Origin of the sequence: Alkalihalobacillus sp. AL-G (assembly GCF_030643805.1) — a bacterium.
Lineage (GTDB): Bacteria > Bacillota > Bacilli > Bacillales > Fictibacillaceae > Pseudalkalibacillus.
On record NZ_CP094656.1, the window covers coordinates 2854684 to 2872340 of the forward strand.

Below are 17657 nucleotides of genomic sequence, written 5' to 3' on the forward strand. Positions count from 1 at the left end.
AAGTTCTATCAGAGATTAATATTTTGATAGAGATCAAACATAGGCAACACAACAGACAAGACAATAATCCCGACTACAACAGACAGGATTAAAATTAATATTGGTTCCAATAGGGCTTGCAGTCGTTCAGTAATGTGTTCGACTTCAGCTTCATAAAACGTTGTAATTTTCATTAGCATCACATCGAGGTTTCCGGTTTGTTCTCCTATGCTGATCATATGTAGTACTAAAGGTGGGAAAACACGATGCCTTTTCATTGGTACAGTCATCGAATTCCCTTCTTCTACCGATGCAAAAGCTTCGCCGATCATACGCTTATAGACAGTGTTGTTAATAATATTTTGAGTAATAGTCATGGATTGTAGGATAGGAACGGAACTAGTGAATAAGGAGCTTAACGTCCTGGAAAATTCAATAATTAACGTTTTTTGTAGAATTCGTCCTAATATTGGCACTTTTAATATAGCATAATCTATGTAAAATCTACTAGTGTCATTTTTTAAACACATCAAAAGTCCTATGAAAAAGATCCCGATAGCAAGTAATGTTCCCCACCAGTAACGGTTTCCAAACTCACTTAGTGCGATAACTGCTTGTGTGAGTTCAGGTAGTTCCTTTCCCGTATTGGCGTACATTGAGGTAAATCTCGGTATAACAATGTAAAGCATCACATTAAGGACGGCAATTGCAACCATGCCTAATAATGCAGGATAGGTTAAGGCAGAAATAACTTTTTGTCTCATTTCATATCGTTTCTCGAAATAATCCGCAAGTCTTGACATCGCTTCATCTAAATTACCGCTCACTTCACCAACTCGAGTTAGCTGAATCACCATCGGCGGAAAAAACTTTACATGTGTTCCCATCGCGTTCGATAGAGATTCTCCCTGTTGGACTTGCTCTTGGATCGTTGTGAGCACTCTGGTCAGTGACTTTTGTTCGGATTGCTCCTGTAAAATCTGAACCGATTGAACTACAGATACACCTGCTTCAAGTAAGGCAGCAAATTGACGAAGAAAAATAACAAGCTCCCGGGGTTTTAAAGCAGTAGTGATCGTAATTTCCTTTGTAAAAACATTTTGCTTATATTCATTGATCTCTGTAGTTGCAATCCCTTTTTCTTTTAAAACAGTTATTGCATTGACTCTCGTTTCTGCATTAATTTGTCCGCTAGTTTTCCTTCCCGACTGATCTCGACCGATATAACTGAAAGTAGCCATCTAGACCATCTTCTCATCTAAATATGGCTTTACAGATTCATGAGAAACCTTGCCATTCTTCAACATTTCCTGGATCGACATTTCAAGCGTGTACATTCCTTGTGCTCGACTTGTTTGCATAATGTTTTTTATCTGATAGATTTTTTCATTACGGATTAAATTGGAGACGCCAGCATTGTTGATGAGCAGCTCGCTGACTAATGTACGCCCATCCCGGTTCGTATTCGGAATTAACCGCTGTGATAGTACAGAAACAAGAACTGAGGCAAGCTGAACTCGAACTTGAGCTTGCTGTTCCGCTGGGAAAACATCAATGATCCGATCAATTGTCGATGGTGCATCAGTAGTATGTAACGTTCCGAGCACGAGATGTCCTGTTTCGGCTGCCGTTATCGCAGTTCTAATCGTTTCAAGGTCCCGCATTTCCCCGACTAAAATGATGTCAGGATCCTGCCGTAATGCTGAGCGAAGACCTCTCGGAAAGCTTATCGTATCTAAGTTTATTTCACGTTGCACGATAATTGATTGATCATGACGGTGTAAGTACTCAATTGGATCTTCAAGCGTTATGATATGACGGTTCATATGATGATTCACATAATCGATCATAGATGCCAACGTCGTTGACTTTCCGCTTCCTGTTGGTCCAGTTACCAGCACCAATCCTTGTGTTTTCGACATTATTTTCTTTAAATATTCCGGAAGCTGTAATTCTTCTATCGAAGGAATAATTGTTGGAATGACCCGGATTGCTAAGCTGATGCTTGAACGTTGCCGAAACACATTAATGCGAAAGCGTGAAACACCCTGCACTCCATAAGAAAAGTCTAAATCCCCGTCAGAGTCGAATTGAGCCCACTGTTGATCATTCGTCAGCCCCTTAGCGATCGTTTCTGTTTCCTCGGGCTTCAGTATCTCCTGATCGCCTTGAGGAACCAACGCTCCATGGACTCGAAAAATCGGTGCCAGTCCGATCGACAAATGGATATCAGAAGCCTGTATTTTATGCGCACTTATTAACAACTGCTCTATTTTTTCTATCGTGTAATCCATTGTTCCAGCCCCCTAATCAATTGTTGATACTCGCATTACTTCTTCAACTGTAGTCAGACCTTTTTTTGCCTTTTCAAGTCCATCTTCTATTAACCATTGCGTCCCGATTGATTGATAATGGTTTCTTATCGATGCGTTTGAGGCCTTATTAATAATCAGATCACGTATCGTATCATCAATGATGAGTACTTCGTGTATCGGTATTCTACGTAAAAAGCCGGTGGAACGGCAGCTTGTACAGCCTGCTCCCCTATATAGTTTATCGATTTTCATATTGTAGGTTGCAAAAAGCTGTTTTTCTTGATCCGTAGGTTCGTAGGATACTTTACAATCATCACATGTCTTCCGAACAAGACGCTGCCCGACAACACCAGAAACAGAAGATGAAATCAAATAAGGCTCAATTCCCATATCAATGAGTCTTGTAATTGAACTAATTGCATCATTCGTATGAAGCGTCGAAAGGACAAGGTGACCTGTGAGAGAAGCTTGAATCGCGATTTCAGCAGTTTGCGCATCCCGGATTTCCCCGACCATGATGATATTCGGGTCCTGCCGCAGAATTGACCGTAATCCAGTAGAAAAAGTAAGACCAACTGAGTCATTCACTTGGATTTGATTGATCCCTTCAAGTTGATATTCTACAGGATCTTCAATTGTAATGATGTTAACCGTTTCACTATTTAAGTGATTTAATCCCGTGTAGAGTGTAGAGGTTTTACCTGAGCCAGTCGGTCCTGTCAGGAGCACTAATCCGTTTGGCTTATCCAGGAGCTGTAGAAAGTTCTCTTCATTCTTTTCTGTTAAAGATAGATTCGACATCCTTAGATGGGTTTTAGATAGATCTAATATACGGATGACGACCTTCTCTCCATACATTGTTGGGATAGTAGAAATTCTTAAGTCTATTTTCGTATCATTCAATTTAATTTTTGTTCGCCCATCCTGCGGTACACGGAACTCTGTGATATCGAGTTCTGCCATGACCTTTATTCTTGAAATGATCGCGCTTTGCATTGATTTTGCAAAGGATTGCTCATTATGTAACAGTCCATCAATCCGATATCGAACAACGAGTTGATTCTCATGTGGGTCGAGGTGAATATCACTGGCAAAGCTTTCTATGGCATTTGTTAGAAGTTGTTCCACCACTCTGATTGCGGAAGCGCTTATTTGATCAGACTCATTCGCTTCATCAATAGATGAGTCTTTGATACTATCATTACTGTAATACTTGTTGATCGCTTGAATTATGTCTGTTTTACTTGCAATTACAGGTTTGATTTGGAATCCGGTCGAAAGTCGTAAATCCTCTATTGAATGAAAGTCGAGTGGATCCGCCATTGCAACCACAAGCTTGTCATTTTGTTTTTGTATCGGTAAGTATACATTTTTCCGTGCTAGGTCCTTATGTACGAGCGTGGTCAAAGTTGAATCGATAGGAATTGTCGGTAATCGGACATGCGGAATGCCGAGTTGAAATTCAAGCACTTCAATCAGTTTCCGCTCCGTGATGTATCCACGGTCTAAAAGTGCATCACCCAGCTTTTGGTTATTCGATTTTTCCCGTAGCACCTCATCTAATTGACCTTCTGTGATAATTGATTCATTAACAAGAAGATCCCCTAATCGAATTTTCATCCTTCATCCCCCTTTTGTGATTCCATTTACTCATTTTCCACTCTACTATTTTACTATAAAATAACATCAAATAATGTTAAAATACAGATAATTATGAAGAAAGTAGTGGGAAGATGGAAAATCAAAGAGGAATGTCACTTATAGAAGTACTAGTCACGATAGTTATTATCGGAATTGTTTTTGTCCTTCTATCCCAATCTATGGGTTTTTTTACGACTGCAAATGCACTTCATGAGGGAAAACAGGAAGCCGTAACCATTGCCGAAGAAGAACTGGTAAGGCAACTTGATAAACTGGATGCTGGTGAAAACATATCGACCAGTTACGTTGTTGGACAATACTTGATCACTTTACATACATCGGAATTGTCAAGTGGGGCTACCATTTCAACTTCAAAACTATCTCACCGAATAACGATGGCAGGAATATATGACGATGATGGCGTTCCAGGTCTATTGACAATAACCGTTTCCTGGGGGAATTAAATTGATCGATCAAAGAGGAATGACTCTTATAGAGCTGTTGGCCACGATTGCGATTTTTTCAATGATTGTCGGAGTTTCATATAGCTTATTTTCCTATGTTCAAGCTTCATGGACCATTACAGAAACTGCAGTCAGCTCAGAATCGGACGTTCAGGAACTGAAAATGGTTCTTACGAGAGAAGTTGCAGCCCCTGTTTCTCTTACAAAATCAGCAGAAGGTGTACGGTTTGAATCACAGGACGGAAGCAGTAAATCGATGGTCATTCAAGCGGGTGAATTGAAGCTGTTCAAGTATGATGCTGGAGGCTCAAATCAGCAGCTTTTACATGATTTTGCACTATCAATTGACCGGATGGAGCTTTTGGATCAAAATAAAAATCCAGTTCACAATGGAACTGGATTAACTGAAGGAATAGCATATTTTCGATTTTTTTACACGACAGAAGGGTTAAAAGAAAAACATCATCAAATTACCTTGCCGATTGACATTTTCAGCCCTTAATTTTCGATTACTTCACCTGATGCCTTAAAGATGATTTGGGCGTTTTTTTTCGTCTCAAAATGAGCACTTTCCAACACGATATTCTTGTTTGGTGTGATGAGACTACCATTACGGCTCATACCCGCATACAATCGAATTTCTCTTCTCGCTTCCAATGTACTCCCATTAACGAAGATATTACCTTGTGGGGCTTCTAGAATGATATCTCTACTTGAACTATTACCTGTACTTATCAAAGTCCCTTGATTAACGACAATATCTCCCGTTTCCGATATAACTTCAATGTTGTTCAGGTCCATTTTCCCTTCGCCATTTGCACCTGATTCAATTATAAAATTCCCATTAATGGTAACCGATCCGGTTGCAGCTATCTCTATACGATCCTTTGTCGAATATTCTCCATCTTCTCCGACGCCATTAATAGTAAGATCTCCTGGAGCAGGATTTTCACTATCATGCTGATCCAAAAACTCCTCAAACGCCATTTCGATCGTTTCTCCATTTTCCAATTCAATTACGACTTCCCCGGAACTCGAGTTCAATGTGGATTCCTTTGCTGTCATTTTATGCTCATAAAAGAAGTCCTCATTTGAATCTTTACTAGCATCATGGTCAAAATCTCCAGAAATGGCATGGACAACAACTGTATATTCCCCTGAATAAGACTGCAAATCTGAGGAGTTCATCGGACTTTGATTTTCATCTAATGCATATTGATACAAATCTAATACCGAAGTCCCGCTTTGGATGGTATTAGGACGGTTTGGCGGATACGTATAATCCGATAAATATGTCACTTTTTCAGCGTTTTCTTGTCTTTGAAATGTTTCCATTGCACTGACCGAGAGATTGACTGCTTGCTTTTGGTAGATCAATCGATTCTCGTTTGCGGAAAGCTTACTGAACCACGTATAACCAATAGGTGCAAAAATGCCGAGAACCATGATTACCATCAGGACGATAATCAGCGTACTACCTTTATTTGATTTTACAAACTTAACCATTGATCCACCCTAGAAATATGAGGCATTTGAAATCATTGAGCGCTAAATTAACCAATATAGCTTGCAACCTTATTACGCCCCTGCTGCTTAGCACCTGTATACATTGCCCGGTCGGCATTTCGAATTAACGTCAACGGGTCTTCTCCTTGCTCAGGTGCTGTTGCTACACCAATACTGACGGTTAAATAAATTTTCTTTTTATGAAAATCACCTAAATCATTTGATATCGAAAATGTAGTTTGAGAAATATTCTCCCTTAGAAGTTCCGCGATTTGCATGCAATAGTCATGGTTGGTTTCCGGGAGTAAAATGACAAATTCTTCTCCGCCATATCTTGCCACAGTTCCTTGATCGCCAATGCTTTCAACTAGACGATCGGCAACCTGACACAACACTTCATTACCAGACTGATGTCCAAACGTATCATTTACCCGTTTAAAGTGGTCAATATCTAAAAGGATAAGTGAGAACGTATTTTGGAAAACATCATATTGTTTGTACATATCATAAAGCCGATCTTCAAAATAGCGATAATTATACAGGTTAGTAAGATGGCAACGCTCGCTTCTTTGTTTCGTCGCTTCATAATTTTTCGCTTTATCTAGTGCGACAGCAAGGTAGTTAGAAAGGATTTCGAGTATCATAAGATGAGGTTTATCGTAGGCTTTTTTCTGATTGGACGCAAAGGTGATCACTCCAACTACTTCATGATTCCGAATCATCGGAACCGAAACGACTGATTGTACAGTAATCGGCAGAAATCCTTTAGAATATTTACGCCATTGATGACGGCCTTCGAACCTTAAGCTCTGTCCACTTTCCCAAACCTTTCCACTGATTCCTTCGCCTTTAAATAAAAATGGAAGATTGACATTATATGTTCGATCGGATTCATATTTTCGGATGACTGTTAATTGTGTTTGATCTTCAATATCAAGTATGTAAGCATAATCAACCTTGAGCATCTTAGTTATTCTATTCAGATAAATATCCAGTGTCTCGTCGACTAGTAGGCTTTCGGTCAGCTCTTGTCCAATCTTGTTCGTAAACTTAAGCAAGTGGTTGATTTTTTGACTGGAATGATACATGTTCACAATAAGGGATATGATTACGAACGGAACTCCAACAAACAGAATGGCAGATGTCCCTAGTTGTGAATATAAAATATAGAATGTAATACCGACTGGCAGGATAATCGATTCCATCAACAATTCCCAAAGAAAACCCTTATCAAATAACGTATTGCTGGTTTCTTTGTAGAGATTTTTCCTGATCAGATGAAGGACGAGATGATTTGTAATAAGAGCGGTTAATGAGTACCCGATTACAGGAATGATTGGAGGATACTCATTCATCCCAAGTCCGCCTATTTCTCCACCGAGAAGGTAGTACACAAGAGCAGAGGCAGCGGAAACGATCATGAACATGAGTGAGCTCGTCCCATACCGATATAGCGGATATTTCAAATACCATAATGAGGAAAGTATTGTGATTTGAACCATTATCAATTCGACGAGAAGGCCAAACTGAAGAAAAATGGCTAAGGATATCCCTTGTATTAAAGAAATGTTCGTTCCTCTTACCTGAATCGGAAATAAAGATACGGTAATCATCAAGATTAGCATACCAACAAGATCCAGCCAATAATTTTCTAAGGAAGGGACAGAAAAGGTAAAAAATGCCCATAATATCATTGGCCATGTCAATAAACACACGACACTGATCCAATGTTTAGCACTTTTGGTCATCACAATCCCCTCCCCAGGAAATTCCATTCTACAAATTGAGTCAAACGTACTATTTATCTCGTTAATGATATTTTAACAAATCTTTTAAAAATTGTAATTATAAAATTAATTTATTACTGATTTTTTTAAAAGAAATAGGCAGCTTAATCCTGGAATAACCCATAGCGTAAGTACTTTTGCAAAATGTCAACTTTTCTTTTCGTGTAAAAAATTTCTTGCCGCTGAGATAAAATAGAGAGATCCAGTAATAATCAATAGGTCATTCTCACCCATTTGTCCCATTTCTTTGGTAATTGCTAGTTGATAGGTTTCTTCTAGGTCTTTTCTATCAAATCGACATTTATCGTATAATTCTTTGGCCGTGCTTGCTCTCGGAAAATCAAAGGAAGTGAAAAGGATATGGTCGATGGAGTCATACAGCACTGAAAGCATTTCATCAACAGGCTTGTCTGAAAGGGCACTGAAAATAATCCGTTTGCGATGCTTCGGAAAATGGCTGACCATCGTTTCCTTCAAGCTCTCTATCCCCTCTTTGTTGTGGGCTCCATCTATATAAATTAATGGGTAGTCATTCATTTTTTCGAATCTACCCGGCCAACTTGCTTTTGAAAAACCATTATTAATATGTTGGGAATCGATTTTATATCCGTATTTTTCCGATAATAACTCAAGCATCATGATCGCCATAGAAGCATTCTTAACCTGATGATTGCCTTGCATGCCAGTAACTAGATCTTGATAGATCCTGTCTGGCGTTTTCACTGAAAATTTTTCACCACTTACAAGAACACGGTGATCTAGAGTCAAGTACTCTCGGTTTGCAATGTAAACAGGAGCGCCCAACCTTTTTGCTCGTTCATTGATGACATTCAACGCTTCCCTCTGGTCAGCACCTGTGACTAACGGTACGGCAGGCTTAATTATCCCGCTTTTTTCATAAGCGATTTGTTCGATGGTGGATCCGAGTATCGCTGTATGATCATACCCGATATTCGTAATCCCAGTTAAGAGCGGGGTGATCACATTGGTAGAATCCAGCCTCCCGCCAAGTCCTGTTTCAAACAGAACAATATCCAGTTCCACATACTTTGCAAAATAAACAATAGATAATACCGTGACAACCTCGAACTCGGTTGGAGTGCCAAGATCTGTGGCAGCTACTTTTTCTGTGATAGGCCTCACTTCATTAGCAACTTTTATCAAGTCATCATCTGAAATAGGGGAACCATTCACCGAAATCCTTTCATTGAACTGCTCGATGTAAGGTGAGGTAAACGTTCCCACATTATAGCCTGCTTCCTCTAAGGCACACTGCATGAATGTAAGTGTAGAGCCTTTTCCATTTGTTCCCGCTATATGGACACATTTCAAGGTTTCCTCGGGGTTTCCGAGTTCCTCAAGCATGTGTTCCATTCTTAGTAAGCCTGGTTTCATCCCGAAAGCTAACAATTCGTGGATCCAGTGTAGGGTTTCTTGGTACGTTTTCATTACTGTTCTCCTCGTATAGACACATTTAACATAGCCTTGAAAAAGACGAATCAATTTGATCCGCCTCCTTCTGTCATCTTATTATTTCTTCAGTTCATCAATCCGTTCTTGAACCTTTTGACGGTTATCAAGATACGTCCTTTCTTTCTCACGCTCTTCAGCTACCACTTTTTCTGGCGCCTTTTTCATAAATCCTTCATTATTCAATTTCTTTTGTACACGATCAACCTCTGAATTCCACTTTTCCAATTCTTTTTCGAGTCGGCTTATTTCCTCGTCAATATTTATTAAGCCTTTTAACGGAAGGAAAATTTCTACTCCACTTAAAACTGAGGTCATTGCCTTCTCTGGTGCTTCTAAGTCTAAAGCTATCTTAAGTGGTTCTGGATTACAGAAACGCTCTAAATACGTTCCGTTACGTTTTAGTTTATCGAGCGTCTTTTCTTCGTGAGGTTTAAGTTGTATTTCAATCGGCTTGCTTGGTGGTACATTCATTTCTGAACGGGTATTACGTACAGAACGAATGATCTCTGTTATAAGTTTCATTTCTTTAGCAGAATCTTCAAAATGAAGATCCTCTCTTTTTTCCGGCCAATGCGCGATCGTAATTGACTCGCCTTCATGGGGAATATGCTGCCAAATTTCCTCTGTAATGAAAGGCATGAATGGATGCAAAAGTCTTAGCGTTTGGTCAAGTACATAGGCGAGAACGGATCGAGTCGTTTTCTTTTGTTGTTCATCATCACCGTAGAGTGGTAATTTAGCCATTTCAATATACCAATCACAAAAATCATCCCAAATGAAGTTATAAAGCGCTCGGCCAACTTCGCCAAATTCATAGGCATCAATCAGCTTTGTAACCGATTCGATCGTCTCGTTAAGGCGAGTTAGGATCCATTTATCAGCAAGCGATTTTTCACCTGTTAGATCAATCTCCTCGTAAGCCAACCCATCCATGTTCATAAGAGCAAAGCGAGAAGCGTTCCAAATCTTGTTCCCGAAGTTCCACGTTGATTCAACCTTTTCCCAATAAAAACGCAAATCATTTCCTGGAGAGCTTCCGGTTGATAGGAAAAATCGTAATGAGTCTGCACCGTATTTATCAATAACATCCATCGGGTCCACACCATTACCAAGTGATTTACTCATTTTGCGCCCTTCAGCATCCCTCACTAGTCCGTGAATCAACACATCCTTGAATGGTCGCTCTCCGGTAAATTCTAATCCTTGAAAAATCATTCGAGCGACCCAGAAAAAGATGATGTCATAGCCAGTAACGAGTACATCCGTTGAATAGTAGCGTTTATAATCTGGAGCTGACTCATCTGGCCACCCCATCGTAGAAAACGGCCACAATGCTGAACTGAACCAAGTATCAAGCACATCTTCATCCTGTTTCCAGTTTTCAATGTCTTTCGGTGCTGTTCTACCAACATAAACTTCTCCAGTTTCCTTATGGTACCAGGCCGGGATACGATGACCCCACCATAGCTGTCTACTGATGCACCAATCACGGATATTTTCAATCCAATGTAAATACGTTTTTTCAAAGCGATCTGGAACAAAATGCGTTTTATCATCAGATTTCTGTAATTCGATCGCTTTTTTTGCGAGCGGTTGCATTTTTACGAACCATTGTGTAGATAAATACGGTTCAACAACCGCGCCGCTACGCTCTGAATGACCTACAGAATGCATATGTTCTTCAATTTTAAATATAACACCTTGATCTTGTAAGTCTTTAACGATTTGTTTACGACATTCAAATCGGTCCATTCCATTGTATTTTCCTGCTTGCTCGTTCATTGTTCCATCTTCATTCATGACGAGAACACGTTCTAGATTGTGACGGTTTCCAATTTCAAAGTCATTCGGGTCATGTGCAGGTGTGATTTTAACTGCACCAGATCCAAACTCCATATCAACATAATCGTCAGCAACGATATCGATTTCACGGTTGACGATAGGAAGAATGACCTTTTTCCCAATCAAGTGCTTATAGCGTTCATCTTCAGGATGGACTGCAACCGCTGTATCGCCAAGCATTGTCTCAGGACGTGTTGTTGCGATTTCGATATACCCGCTGCCATCTACAAGTGGATATTTCATATGATAGAAGGCGCCTTGAACATCCTTATAAATAACTTCAATATCCGAGAGTGCCGTTTTTGTTTTTGGATCCCAGTTAATAATATACTCCCCACGGTAAATCAAGTCTTTTTCGTATAATGTAACGAACACTTCTTTTACAGCGTCAGACAGGCCTTCATCCAAGGTGAAACGTTCTCTAGAGTAATCCAAGGACAGCCCTAGTTTCGACCATTGTTTTCGAATGAATTCCGCATAATCATGCTTCCATTCCCATGATTTTTCGAGAAACTTTTCTCGGCCAAGCTCGTATCGATTCGTGCCTTCTTCACGCAGCTTCCCCTCTACCTTTGCCTGTGTCGCAATTCCCGCATGGTCCATACCCGGCAGCCAAAGTGCATCAAAGCCCTGCATACGCTTTGTTCGGATAAGAATATCCTGTAATGTTGTATCCCAAGCGTGACCAAGGTGAAGTCTCCCAGTAACGTTCGGCGGTGGGATTACGATTGTATAAGGCTCCTTCTTTTCGTCACCAGTTGCTTCAAAAAACTTACCATCAAGCCAATACTGATACCATTTTGTCTCTGTTTGCTTCGGGTCGTATTTTGTCGGCATCGAAACCTCTTGTTTATTCATGGCTACTCCTCCTTGATTCGATTTAATTTTTTCAAACGATGAATTTAACTTCGATTGTGCTCACTTCTTACCGATGGTACAGTCCGTATCTGACTTTTCCTGAAAACTAAAAAAACCTCTTTCCATCCTCAAAGGACGAAAGAAGTTCGCGGTACCACCTTTGTTTACAGTTTAATGATGCATCAAAAATAAAACTGTACACTTGATTATGGATAACGGCATTTAATCCGACTTTTCCTACTGAATAGTCATCGTTCAGAAAAGTTGCTCCAGGGCGACATTCGACTGCTACATCCTAAGAAATCTCTCAGCTACTGATTTCTCTCTCTAAAGGGGTCACACTCTACTCTTCCCTATCTTCGCTACATATACAAATTTTAAGTATTATTCATTTTACCTTTATAAATGGATAATCGTCAATAGGCTTTCCACATTTTATTGGTTTTAAACAAAAATGGGCACCTATTTTTCTCTTTTTCATATCTTGTTATAAAAAGGTGGCCAGCTTTTAATCCTTTAGTGAAAGGAAATCTGTCCTATGCGAAGAAGACGGAGCTTCAATAAATACCGATTCTATCATCATTTGCGTCAGTTTCGGAGCATATGCGAGCAATTTATATTTCCTTTGCTGATCTTTCAAGCGATACGCACCCTCCTGTTTCCATCTGCTTTCGACATTGTACTCGTACTCATCCTTCTTGCACTTCATCTCGCCACCTATTATGAACTGTGGTGAACGGTGCACAAAAAAGAAAATGGGCTTAACTGTATGTCGTTAGCCCATTTCCGTAATTGGTTGAAGGATTTGATTTGCAAAGCGATCGAGTGATCTCATGACATTCAATTTACGGTCAAGCTTTCGCACAAGCTCTAATTGTGACAGGTCGTGTGTCCCCTGGTACGTTTGAATTGTTGAAAATACCGGTTCAGGGAACTTCAAATAGCTTGCAAGCAGTAATTTCTCCTCGGGAAGTAACGGAAGGTGGCGCTCATATTGTCCGAGCCATTCCAACGCAACCTGCTCCTCCCACTCGGGATAATGGGCAGCTGTTCGAAAGAAATAAGCTAAGTCTCGAACAGGAGTATCAAGGATCGCCCTTTCAAAATTGATAAAGTTACCTTCACCAAGCTGGTCTACGACAATATGACCGCGAAATGGTCTGCCGTGACACATTACACTTCGATAACGCTTTTGTTCTTCACAGCTCTGATACCAACTGATAACGTGTTGTTTAGCGTCCTCCGCCATTCTCATCAATCGATGAAACTGAGAAAGATACCGAAGTTCAAAGGGTGAAATGTACGTTTGTCGCTCAGAAAGCTCAGTAAACCGCTCCATCTCTAGCTGCCTTTGTTCAAACCGTTGGATCAACGCATTGTAAGAATCCTTGACAACCTCATCTGAAAAGGACTGGGCTTTTACCGTATGAGAATGAAGTTTTCCAAGTTCATCTATTATAAAATCTTCATACTGGAAACCAGACCTTGCCTCATGGTCACACCACCTGGTTAAATAGAAAGAATGATACCCATTTGTAACGTTCGAATCACCGTATTTTGTCGGAACGATAGGAACGACATGGTGATATCCTATCTCATTCAGTCTATTCATACAGTGTAAAAACCAATCCAACTGCTCTTTATTCATGTTCGTTTTTTTTAATGCATACGTACCACGACTTGTTGTAATTTTTTGAACCTGGCCATACGACTCGATTCTTTCTGGGTAAAGGTCATAATAATATAGAATTACTCCATCAACAGAAGCCGCATTCATCGTATCACCTTCTTTGCACGACGATTGATCCAGGCGTATACTTCTTCCACAAGCCTAAGATTCGTTTCCCACTCTTGTTCAAAACGATCAAGAATTTGTTTTGATTGCTCCGGTCCTGCATTTTCCATCCGTCCCATGCACTTCTGAACCTCTCTAGGTGCAATCAACTCAGCAACGATAAGCTGGTCGTAGCCACCGGTAAGTGTAAATCGGTCATCAATGTGGTCCAACAAAGCATGAACGGATCTTGTATCCGTTGATTGATGCCAGTCTGCTAATAAACTCCCTACCCCTTGAAGCCCAGCCTCCGGATAGTGATTCCCCCCTTGCCAAAACAAATAACCATGGACTCTTTTCCCTTGATTAACGGATAACGAGGATTCTAAAATCGGTTTTGGTAGGTGTCGATACTGTTCAAAAATTTCCTGAACCATGTTAAGTCGGCGTTTTGCTTCCGGTAAACTTTTACGAATCATAGTGAGATTCGTATCCATACGGTTTGAGTCCTCCAAATTATCAAGGATATTTAGCGTTGTAGATTCGTGGACTCCCTGGTAATGTGGATGCTCTACACCAAAGGCAAGCATTTCTCCAATAAACCTTCCCCATATATGTTCATGATTCTGTTTCGGAAAAGAATCAAAATACACATCATGAAGGGTTAAGAAGCCATCCTCTAAAGGAACAAACCACCTACCCTCTACTGTATGATGCATCCGATCCACTAATACTTGATCATGTTCAGCTTGGTTTCTCCACGCATGGTGCCAGTTCATCAATGCTTCATCCGACCAATATCGTACACGTTTCACTCCACAATCCGACTCTAATAACTCATTGGTTTGCTTCCATCTTGATGGTGTCAAAGAAAAATTCTTATCGATGAGCTCTAGAACATCCATGCTCATAGTCACACCAACCTAACGTGTAGCTGAAACTGGGATGTATAGGATTTGTCCTTCTTCAATTTCTTCACTATCCAAACGGTTTACACGTACTAACTGGCTCGTCGGTACATCATACTTTCCAGCTATGGTCTCTAAGGAATCTCCCGCCTGGGTAATGCACATCTTTAATTTTGTCAATGCTTCGTCATCTCTAGTCAGCATTTTAGTTAAATAAAGCGCATTTTCCTCACGTGGTGCTTTTTGAGAGGTTGGTTCATCTTCATCAGTATATTCAACCTCAGCATGTTCAACGTATTCATTTTCACCGTGTTCATCAGCACGATCTTCTTCATATTCATAATAATTATATTGTTCGTCATTGTTCATCTCGAAATCAGTTTCTTCTTCCTCAAAGTTGTTTGTAAACTGGGGTTGAGCATCGCGCATAAAATGTGAAGAATAAGCTTTCGGTTGTTCATAACGAGCTTCGTCAGATCGACTAGCAAATTCAACCGAAGGCTCACGATTCTCAACTCTCTTTTCTTCGATCGGGTTATCTTCTGTTGCTTGTTCCGGTTTACGGCGTGATTCAAATTCAAGTATCGGAAATGGGTTTGTCGGGACTTCTGAAAACTCAGTGTCATCTTCGCTGTTATAATTCTCGGTATAATCATTCGTGGTGTCATTGGATTGGCTCTCATAAATTCCAGAAATCGATACGGAAGCGGATACCTCTAAGCAAGATGGTGACGGTAGTTCATAGTCAAAATTATCTACAGTGACGTATAGATCCTCCATCTGAGGTACGCGGTTTTTCGGTATCGTAACATCAACTGGAAATCGATGCTCAAGCTGAACGGATTCCTCAGATGAATCAGATAACTGGGAGAACGAACGATAGGTCAATTGATCATTTGATCCATCCGATTTATCCTGATTTAAAGTTGCGGAAGGACGGTATTCACCTGTTAAATACAAATTCCCTTTAATAAGAACTTGATCACCGCTTTCTTCAATCGTTACATCAGGATTCAGTGCAACTGTAAATAGTTCATCGACCTCCTGTCCCTTCTTTAACCAAACGGATTCCTCTATTGAAAAATTCAAGCTGGACTGTTCACGCTCTGTCAATGCAGGGTCCCCCTCTCATCGCAATTATTCCTGTACAATACAGATGTATGTGTAGGAGCAGATTTTATACCTAAAAAGAGTTGTACAGATTGAAATGAAAGAAATAAGAACACTTCATAATAGGGAGTACCCTTTCAACTTTATCAACCAATTCAGAAATGTCCTCTGAGAACATTCATCACTCCGCTTGACCGATTTTTGTCCTCACTCTGAGGACGATTTTTCACTACACTTGAACAGACTTTATCCTTAGAACCTTGACAGTACACCTATTTTTCAGCGTAAAAAAACTGACATTCGCCGGACCGGTTGAAGTAGCTTTTTTAGGTGAAGTAGCGTATTCAGATATGGACTTTACAGTAATTAGGAGAATGCGCGACGAATAGAGCGTATTCGGGCATGGTTTTTACAGTAATTAGGAGAATGTGCGTCGAATAGAGGGTAATCGGGTATGGTTCTTACAGTAATTAGGAGAATGCGCGTTGAATAAAGCGTAATCGGGTATGGTTTTTACAGTAATTAGGAGGATGCGCGTCGAATAGAGCGTAATCGGGTGTAGTTCTTACAGTAATTAGGAGAATGCGCGTCGAATAGAGCGTAATTGTCCTTCAAATAAAAAAGCTTGTAGAGAGAACAAGTAGTTTTCTCCACAAGCTGACCTGGCTAAACGCCATGTTTTCTTAAAAGGTTCATATGGTTTTTGCCACTTCTTTAAAGGCAACGTCACTAGCCTCGATTGTCCGTTCAATATCATCATCAGAATGTTTCGTAGATAAGAACAACCCTTCAAATTGTGAAGGTGGAACCGAAATACCTTGTTGAATCATTGCTTTAAAGTAAGTCGTAAAAGCTTTAAGGTTCGACGAACTCGCAGCTTCAAAATCCACTACATTTTGATCGGTAAAGAAAAATCCGACCATTGATCCCGCACGATTGATGTGGTTTGGAATTTGATGCCGATCAGCAGCTTCCGATAGCCCTTGCTCTAATCGCTCCGCTTTTTTCACAAATTCGACATAGGATGCCTCGGTCAGCTGACGCAATGTTTCATAACCAGCTGTCATCGCTAACGGGTTTCCAGAAAGCGTTCCCGCCTGATAAATCGGACCGCTCGGGGCAATTTGCTCCATGATTTCCTTTTTGCCACCATATGCACCGACAGGCAAGCCGCCGCCGATCACTTTTCCAAGGCAGGTCAGGTCAGGTGTTACGCCGAAATGCCCTTGTGCACAATGGTATCCTACTCGGAACCCTGTCATTACTTCATCAAAGATGAGCAGACTCCCATATTCCTCAGTAATGGATCTTAAAAATTCAAGAAAACCTGGTTGAGGTGGAACGACTCCCATATTTCCAGCAACAGGCTCTACAATTAATCCGGCAATGTCCTCACCATATTGTTCAAAGGCATATTGGACACTTTCACGATCATTGTATGGGACCGTTATCGTATTTTGGGCAACCGATTCAGGAACACCAGGACTGTCCGGTAAACCGAGTGTCGCAACACCAGAACCGGCTTTTATCAATAATGAATCACCATGGCCATGATAACAGCCTTCGAATTTAAGAATCTTATTTCTACCGGTATATCCACGCGCTAATCGCAACGCACTCATCGTCGCTTCTGTACCAGAGTTGACCATCCGAACAACATCGATCGAAGGAACACGTTCAATGACGAGTTTTGCGAGCTTGTTTTCCATTTCATGTGGTGCACCAAAGCTTGTTCCCATTTCTGCCGTCTTCTTTAATGCTTCAACAACCTGTTCGTCAGCATGTCCGAGAATTAAAGGACCCCAGCTTAACACATAGTCAATATACTCATTGTCATCAAGATCATAAATCTTAGATCCTTGACCACGTTTCATGAAAATAGGATCCATATCAACCGATTTAAATGCTCGTACCGGGCTATTGACCCCGCCTGGCATTAATGGCCTCGCTTCTGTAAAAGCTTCTCTGGATTTTTCAAATGTTCGTTCTGACATCGAATC

Annotated in this window: 14 protein-coding genes and 1 other annotated feature; of the genes, 2 read left to right on the forward strand and 12 right to left on the reverse strand. The window is 40.5% G+C overall.

Features of this window, described 5'->3' with window-relative positions:
- Nucleotides 1-8 precede the first annotated feature (8 nt).
- The 3 genes from MOJ78_RS14665 to MOJ78_RS14675 are packed head-to-tail and all read right to left on the reverse strand — an operon-like array spanning nucleotide 9 to nucleotide 3914.
- Complete coding sequence (locus tag MOJ78_RS14665; protein ID WP_304978079.1) at nucleotides 9-1220, reverse strand: type II secretion system F family protein; 1212 nt, start codon at nucleotides 1218-1220, stop codon at nucleotides 9-11.
- Nucleotides 1221-2273, reverse strand: a complete 1053-nt coding sequence (locus tag MOJ78_RS14670) for a type IV pilus twitching motility protein PilT (RefSeq protein ID WP_304978080.1) — start codon at nucleotides 2271-2273, stop codon at nucleotides 1221-1223.
- Between the two features lie 12 nt (nucleotides 2274-2285).
- Nucleotides 2286-3914 (reverse strand): GspE/PulE family protein, encoded by a 1629-nt coding sequence (locus MOJ78_RS14675; protein WP_304978081.1) that lies wholly within the window; start codon nucleotides 3912-3914, stop codon nucleotides 2286-2288.
- 113 nt (nucleotides 3915-4027) lie between these two features.
- On the opposite strand from MOJ78_RS14675, the gene MOJ78_RS14680 reads away from it, so the two are divergent.
- Both MOJ78_RS14680 and MOJ78_RS14685 read left to right on the forward strand, forming a co-directional pair.
- A complete protein-coding gene (locus MOJ78_RS14680) occupies nucleotides 4028-4399 on the forward strand; it encodes a type IV pilus modification PilV family protein (protein ID WP_304978082.1) in 372 nt (123 codons plus the stop codon).
- 1 nt (nucleotide 4400) lies between these two features.
- The gene (locus MOJ78_RS14685) at nucleotides 4401-4901 is read left to right on the forward strand and encodes a PulJ/GspJ family protein (RefSeq protein ID WP_304978083.1); all 501 of its coding nucleotides are present in this window, start codon (nucleotides 4401-4403) and stop codon (nucleotides 4899-4901) included.
- Here the strand turns inward: MOJ78_RS14685 and MOJ78_RS14690 are convergent.
- From MOJ78_RS14690 to hemL, 9 genes are all read right to left on the reverse strand, one after another.
- Entirely contained in the window at nucleotides 4898-5905 is a 1008-nt protein-coding gene (locus tag MOJ78_RS14690; protein ID WP_304978084.1) for a pilus assembly FimT family protein, read from the reverse strand. The two genes, MOJ78_RS14685 and MOJ78_RS14690, sit on opposite strands and share 4 nt — an antisense overlap.
- 47 nt (nucleotides 5906-5952) lie before the next feature.
- Nucleotides 5953-7653, reverse strand: a complete 1701-nt coding sequence (locus MOJ78_RS14695; protein WP_304978085.1) for a sensor domain-containing diguanylate cyclase — start codon at nucleotides 7651-7653, stop codon at nucleotides 5953-5955.
- 186 nt (nucleotides 7654-7839) lie between these two features.
- Nucleotides 7840-9141, reverse strand: coding sequence for a bifunctional folylpolyglutamate synthase/dihydrofolate synthase (locus MOJ78_RS14700; protein WP_304978086.1), 1302 nt, complete (start codon nucleotides 9139-9141; stop codon nucleotides 7840-7842).
- 81 nt (nucleotides 9142-9222) lie between these two features.
- Entirely contained in the window at nucleotides 9223-11865 is a 2643-nt protein-coding gene (locus MOJ78_RS14705) for a valine--tRNA ligase (protein WP_304978087.1), read from the reverse strand.
- A gap of 128 nt (nucleotides 11866-11993) precedes the next feature.
- Nucleotides 11994-12234: a binding site (T-box leader), on the reverse strand.
- Nucleotides 12235-12373: 139 nt separating this feature from the next.
- Complete coding sequence (locus MOJ78_RS14710) at nucleotides 12374-12574, reverse strand: hypothetical protein (protein ID WP_304978088.1); 201 nt, start codon at nucleotides 12572-12574, stop codon at nucleotides 12374-12376.
- A 66-nt stretch (nucleotides 12575-12640) separates the two neighbouring features.
- Nucleotides 12641-13642, reverse strand: a complete 1002-nt coding sequence (gene ysxE, locus MOJ78_RS14715) for a spore coat protein YsxE (protein WP_304978089.1) — start codon at nucleotides 13640-13642, stop codon at nucleotides 12641-12643.
- Nucleotides 13639-14550, reverse strand: a complete 912-nt coding sequence (locus tag MOJ78_RS14720) for a hypothetical protein (protein WP_304978090.1) — start codon at nucleotides 14548-14550, stop codon at nucleotides 13639-13641. Before MOJ78_RS14720 ends, ysxE begins: the two co-directional genes overlap by 4 nt.
- Nucleotides 14551-14562: 12 nt before the next feature.
- Entirely contained in the window at nucleotides 14563-15660 is a 1098-nt protein-coding gene (gene spoVID, locus MOJ78_RS14725; RefSeq protein ID WP_304978091.1) for a stage VI sporulation protein D, read from the reverse strand.
- Nucleotides 15661-16349: 689 nt separating this feature from the next.
- The gene (gene hemL, locus MOJ78_RS14730) at nucleotides 16350-17651 is read right to left on the reverse strand and encodes a glutamate-1-semialdehyde 2,1-aminomutase (RefSeq protein ID WP_304978092.1); all 1302 of its coding nucleotides are present in this window, start codon (nucleotides 17649-17651) and stop codon (nucleotides 16350-16352) included.
- Nucleotides 17652-17657: the final 6 nt, after the last annotated feature.

Coding starts and splice junctions, on each gene's coding strand:
- MOJ78_RS14665 (WP_304978079.1), bottom strand. CDS start 1,220: ATGGCTACTTTCAGTTATATCGGTCGAGATCAGTCGGGAAGGAAAACT.
- MOJ78_RS14670 (WP_304978080.1), bottom strand. CDS start 2,273: ATGGATTACACGATAGAAAAAATAGAGCAGTTGTTAATAAGTGCGCAT.
- MOJ78_RS14675 (WP_304978081.1), bottom strand. CDS start 3,914: ATGAAAATTCGATTAGGGGATCTTCTTGTTAATGAATCAATTATCACA.
- MOJ78_RS14680 (WP_304978082.1), top strand. CDS start 4,028: ATGGAAAATCAAAGAGGAATGTCACTTATAGAAGTACTAGTCACGATA.
- MOJ78_RS14690 (WP_304978084.1), bottom strand. CDS start 5,905: ATGGTTAAGTTTGTAAAATCAAATAAAGGTAGTACGCTGATTATCGTC.
- MOJ78_RS14695 (WP_304978085.1), bottom strand. CDS start 7,653: ATGACCAAAAGTGCTAAACATTGGATCAGTGTCGTGTGTTTATTGACA.
- MOJ78_RS14700 (WP_304978086.1), bottom strand. CDS start 9,141: ATGAAAACGTACCAAGAAACCCTACACTGGATCCACGAATTGTTAGCT.
- MOJ78_RS14705 (WP_304978087.1), bottom strand. CDS start 11,865: ATGAATAAACAAGAGGTTTCGATGCCGACAAAATACGACCCGAAGCAA.
- MOJ78_RS14710 (WP_304978088.1), bottom strand. CDS start 12,574: ATGAAGTGCAAGAAGGATGAGTACGAGTACAATGTCGAAAGCAGATGG.
- ysxE (WP_304978089.1), bottom strand. CDS start 13,642: ATGAATGCGGCTTCTGTTGATGGAGTAATTCTATATTATTATGACCTT.
- MOJ78_RS14720 (WP_304978090.1), bottom strand. CDS start 14,550: ATGAGCATGGATGTTCTAGAGCTCATCGATAAGAATTTTTCTTTGACA.
- hemL (WP_304978092.1), bottom strand. CDS start 17,651: ATGTCAGAACGAACATTTGAAAAATCCAGAGAAGCTTTTACAGAAGCG.